Origin of the sequence: Phenylobacterium sp., from assembly GCF_031181185.1 — a bacterium.
Classification (GTDB): domain Bacteria; phylum Pseudomonadota; class Alphaproteobacteria; order Caulobacterales; family Caulobacteraceae; genus Phenylobacterium.
Genome location: NZ_JAPSKZ010000237.1, coordinates 1 through 4,522 on the forward strand (window position 1 = coordinate 1; position 4,522 = coordinate 4,522).

Here is a 4,522-nt window from a genome sequence, read left to right on the forward strand (position 1 = left end):
GTCCGGCAGGACCACCGGCTCGCCGTAGCCGTCCTTGCCGCCGAACACGTTGGTCGGGAAGCCCTCGTTGTCCAGGTAGGTGGTCTGGCCCGTCTGGCGGTGCTTGGCCCGGTCGAAGGTGTAGGCCGCGCGGATGCTCTGGTTGTCCGTGAACTTCCAGATCAGCGACGAGGTCACGCCGTAGCGACGGGTGTTCGTGGTGTTCGGACGATAGAGGTAGACGGTGTCCAGGACGTCGCCGTCGCCGTTCAGGTCAACGCCCGGAGCGGTCGTGTTGCCGCGCAACTGGCCCAGGTTCTCGGCGAACGTGCCGACGCCGCCGCCGTTGGCGATGGTGTACTGGAACGAGGGGTCGACCGTCAGGGTCAGGTTGTCGCTCAGGTTCCAGCGCGACAGACCGCGGATGTTGCCGGTGTTCGAAGGGTTGATGGTGAAGCCGTAGAAGCCGGTCGGGCAGAGGTTATTGCCCGTGTTCTCGACCTGGGCGGTGCCGGCGACGGGCGTCGGACGCACGCAGTTCGTGGCGGCGACGAGCCCCGTGTCCGGCTGGCCATTGGCCAGGCGGCCCTGGCGCTGGAACGTGGCCAGGTTGATCCGGCCGATGAAGTTGTTGCGGTTTTCGTTGTAGTTGAAGATCAGGCTGGCCTCACCGACGGAGCCGAAGTCCTGGTCGATGCGGGCGTTGAACTGCTTCTTCTGGATCTTGCCCTTGGGGTCGATCGGCGAGTTGTGCGGGCGGAACAGGTCGTTGCGGGTGTACAGGCCCGAGATCCAGGCCTTGGTGCCGAACGGACCGATCTCGCCGGTTTCGATCGTTGCGTAGTAGCGCTGGAAGTCGTCGCTGCCGACGCCCACTTCGGCGCGGACGCCGAACTCGTCCGAGGCCTTGCGGGTGATGTAGTTGATGGTGCCGCCGGCGGCCGCCGCGGTCGGGCTGTCGACGTCGGTCGTGCCCAGGTTCACCGTCGCGCGCTCGATCAGGTCCGAGTCGAGCTGCTGGTTCGGATAGATCTCGTAGTTGCCGCTGTCATTGAGCGGAACGCCGTCTTGCAGCAGGGCGACGCGCTGGCTGTCGAAGCCGCGCATGGTGATGTCGCCGCCGGCCGAGCCGTAGGGGTCGTTGTTGCTGAACGTCACCGCGGGCAGCAGGTTGATCGAGTCGAGGATGGTCTGACCCGGCGCCTGGCGCGTGATCAGCTCCTCGGTGATGCTCGCGCGCGACTTCGGCTCGGTTTCGGCGACGATCGCGCCGGCCATCGACCGCGGACCGGCCGAGCCGGTGACGACCAGTTCTTCGACGATGGCCGTACCGGTGGATTGCGCCATCGCGGCCCCCGCCACGAGCAGCCCGGTGGCAAGCGCCGTAGTCGCGCAAAGCGCGCGGCTCAGTTTCATGTTCATAGAGATCCCCTCTCGACAGACTCCCCACGGCCGAGGCCCCTTTTCCGCAGGCCGCGAGTCTTGGGCGCCCCTATAGCGCTAAATTTCGCCACGTGGGTGACGCTTTTGTTACGGTCACGGAGGGACGTGCGCAGGTGCGTCGAAACGCGGCGCCGTGTGCTTTACACGGCACGTCCGCGCACTAGGGTCCGCGCGCCTCTGCAAGGTTCACCATGACCCAGGTTTCCGGTTTCAGGCTCAAGGACGACTGGCGCGCCGCCATCCTGCTCGTCGCGGGACTGACGATCGTGCGCCTGGTGGTGCTGTTCACGAGCCCGCTCGAGCTGTACCCGGACGAGGCCCAGTACTGGCTTTGGTCGCGGACTCTGGACTTCGGCTACTACTCGAAGCCGCCGATGGTCGCCTGGGCCATCTGGGCGACGACGGCGATCGGCGGGGACGCCGAGCCCTGGGTGCGGCTGTCGGCCGTGCTGTTCCAGGCGGGCGCGACCCTGACCGTCTTCGCCATCGGGCGTCGACTGTACGGCGCCGGGGCGGCCCTGGCCGGCGCGGCGCTCTACGCCCTGATGCCCGGGGTGCAGCTGTCGGCCTTGGTGGCGGCGACCGACGCGCCGCTGCTGTTCTTCCTGGGACTGACGGTCCTGGCCTATGTCGCCCTGCAGCGGGCGGAGGGCCGCGCAGCCCTGCGGCTGGCGGCTGGCGTTGGCGCGGCCCTGGGCCTGGCCTTCCTCAGCAAGTACGCGGCGGTGTATTTCCTTATCGGCGTCGTCGCCCACCTCGCGCTGTCGCCGGACGCGCGGGCCGCCTGGACCCCAGCGCGGATCGGCCTGGCGCTCGCCGCCTTCGCGGTCATCCTCGCGCCGAACGCAGTCTGGAACGCCACCCACGGCTTCGCGACCCTGCACCACACGGCGGCCAACGCCGCCTGGGGCGGGCGCCAGCTGTTCAACTTCGCCGAGCTGGGCGAATTCACGCTCTCGCAGTTCGGGGTGTTCGGACCGATCCCGCTGGGCGTGCTGATCGCCGGCTTGGCGCTGGCCATCCTGCGCCGCCGGCTGTCGCGCGAGGACCTGCTGCTCCTGTGCTTCACCCTGCCGCCGCTCCTGATTGTCACCGGCCAGGCGTTCATCAGCCGGGCCAACGCCAACTGGTCGGGCGCGGGCTACCTGGCGGGCGCCATCCTGGTCGGGGCCTGGCTCGTCCGCTGGCGGGCGAAGCGATGGCTCGTGGCCGCGGTCGGGCTGCAGGCCCTGGTGGCCGCGGCGTTCTTCGCCTTCGTGATCTCCCCCAAGCTCGCCGAGCAGTCCGGCATCGGCAACAGCTTCAAGCGCGCCAAGGGCTGGGACGAGACGACCGACGTGATTCTCAGGCGCGCCTCGGTCGAGCCCGGCCTGACCGCCATCGCCGTCAACAACCGCTTCCTGTTCTACGCCATGTCCTACTACGGCCGGAACGCATTCGCCGGCGGCGCCCCGCCGCTGCGCAGCTGGCTGCTGACGGGCCAGCCCGAGAACCAGGCCGAGGCCAGCGCGGCGCTCTCCCCGGCCGAGGGCGGCCGCGTGCTGGCGGTAGCCATGGAAGGCAACTACCGGCGCGAGATGGAGGGCGACTTCCGGGCCGCCAGGGACTTGGAGATCGCCAGCGTCTGGCTGGACGCCCGGCGCAAGCGGCGGATCGAGATGTTCGTCGGCGAAGGCTTCGCGCCGAAGCCGCGGGACCCCGCGACCGGCAGGCCGATCCCCTGAGGCCGCGAAGCGGCGCCTTCGAACTGGAACCACTGAAAACACGGAAGGCGCGCTGATGCGCGCCCACAGAAGGGGCGCGGCGCCGGCGCCCGCGTTCAGTGCTTTCTGTGGTTCGATATTGTTGAGTCGCCGCTACGCGGCGTCTCGGGACTACTTGCCGCCCCAGACCTTCTTGAGCCACGGGTCGCGGCCGCAGCCGATGCGGTAGCGCTCGTAGTGCGCCGGGTTCTTCTTCGCGAAGTCCTGGTGGTAGGCCTCGGCGTTCCAGAACTTCGCGGCGTTGCGGACCTGGGTGGCGACCGGCCGCTTCAGGACCCCGGCGACGCGCGCCTTGGCCTGTTCGGCGATGCGGCGCTCTTCCGGGCTGCCGGCGAAGATGGCGGTGCGGTAGGCAGGACCCTTGTCGCAGATCTGCCCGTTCGGATCGGTCGGGTCGATGTTACGGAAGAAATGGTCGACCAGCTGGGCATAGGAGACCTTGGCCGGGTCGTAGGTGACGCGCACGGCCTCGAGGTGGCCCTCGTGGCTCTCATAGGTGGGGTTCGCCCGCGTCCCGCCGGCGTAGCCGGACACGGCGCTGACGACGCCCGCCCTGGCCTCGAAGAACTTCTCCACCGACCAGAAGCAGCCGCCGGCGAACACAGCGGTCTTGGTGGCCGCGGCGGCCGGGGCGGCGGCGAGCAGGACGGCGGCGGCGAGCGCCGCGGAGACGGGCGTCTTCATGCGGTCAATATGAGCCCGCCGGGCGGGTATGCCAACGCGGAGGAACGCCGGGCGCCGGGCGGTGGTTGGGAGGGACCAGGAAAGGACCCGAGGATGCCCAACAACCAGAAGCCCAAGTCGTCGCCGAAGCTTCCCACCGGCGGCCCGAGCGGCCTGTCCACATCGCTGCAACCCGGCGGCACGCTGCCTGGCGGCGGCCCGGGCGCGAGCCAGGGCAGCCTGGGCACAGGCGGCGGCCAAACCGCCGGCAAGGCCAGCGGCGCGGTGAAGCGCGGCGGCCGCTAGGCCGCGACCGCGCCGGCCGCTTCGAACGGCGCCTCGGTCTTGGCGCGAACCTCGTCCAGGGTCACGCCCGGGGCGAGTTCCAGCAGCGTGAGCGGCTTCTTGCCCCGCGAGACGTCGAAGACGGCCAGGTCGGTGATCACCAGGTCGACGACGCCAGCGCCGGTCAGGGGCAGCGAGCATGCGTTCACCAGCTTGGGCGCGCCCGACTTCTCGACGTGCTCCATGACCACGACCACGCGCTTGACGCCGGCCACCAGGTCCATGGCCCCGCCCATGCCCTTCACCATCTTGCCCGGGACCATCCAGTTGGCGAGGTCGCCGTTGGCGGCCACCTGCATGGCGCCCAGGATGGACAGGTCGATGTGGCC

At 69.6% G+C, this 4,522-nt stretch carries 5 protein-coding genes; 2 read left to right on the forward strand and 3 right to left on the reverse strand.

Translation table 11 applies throughout. The features are described 5' to 3' along the window. On the reverse strand, positions 1–1,326 hold a 1,326-nt coding region (locus tag RIF93_RS18835; RefSeq protein ID WP_309092987.1), incomplete at its 3' end, for a TonB-dependent receptor plug domain-containing protein. 287 nt (positions 1,327–1,613) lie between these two features. Between RIF93_RS18835 and RIF93_RS18840 the strand changes: the two genes are divergently transcribed. Further along, positions 1,614–3,146 (forward strand): glycosyltransferase family 39 protein, encoded by a 1,533-nt coding sequence (locus tag RIF93_RS18840; protein ID WP_309092988.1) that lies wholly within the window; start codon positions 1,614–1,616, stop codon positions 3,144–3,146. Positions 3,147–3,296: 150 nt separating this feature from the next. Here RIF93_RS18840 and msrA read toward each other — a convergent pair whose 3' ends face one another. Continuing rightward, complete coding sequence (gene msrA / locus RIF93_RS18845; RefSeq protein WP_309092989.1) at positions 3,297–3,869, reverse strand: peptide-methionine (S)-S-oxide reductase MsrA; 573 nt, start codon at positions 3,867–3,869, stop codon at positions 3,297–3,299. Between the two features lie 93 nt (positions 3,870–3,962). Here msrA and RIF93_RS18850 point away from each other — a divergent pair, with 93 nt between their 5' ends. Then, positions 3,963–4,154: a hypothetical protein gene (locus RIF93_RS18850; RefSeq protein WP_309092990.1), complete on the forward strand. Its 192-nt coding sequence runs from the start codon at positions 3,963–3,965 to the stop codon at positions 4,152–4,154. On the opposite strand, the gene RIF93_RS18855 is transcribed toward RIF93_RS18850, so the two are convergent. Further along, positions 4,151–4,522 (reverse strand): CoA-transferase (locus RIF93_RS18855; protein WP_309092991.1); only part of this gene is annotated, 372 nt, incomplete at its 5' end. The two genes, RIF93_RS18850 and RIF93_RS18855, sit on opposite strands and share 4 nt — an antisense overlap.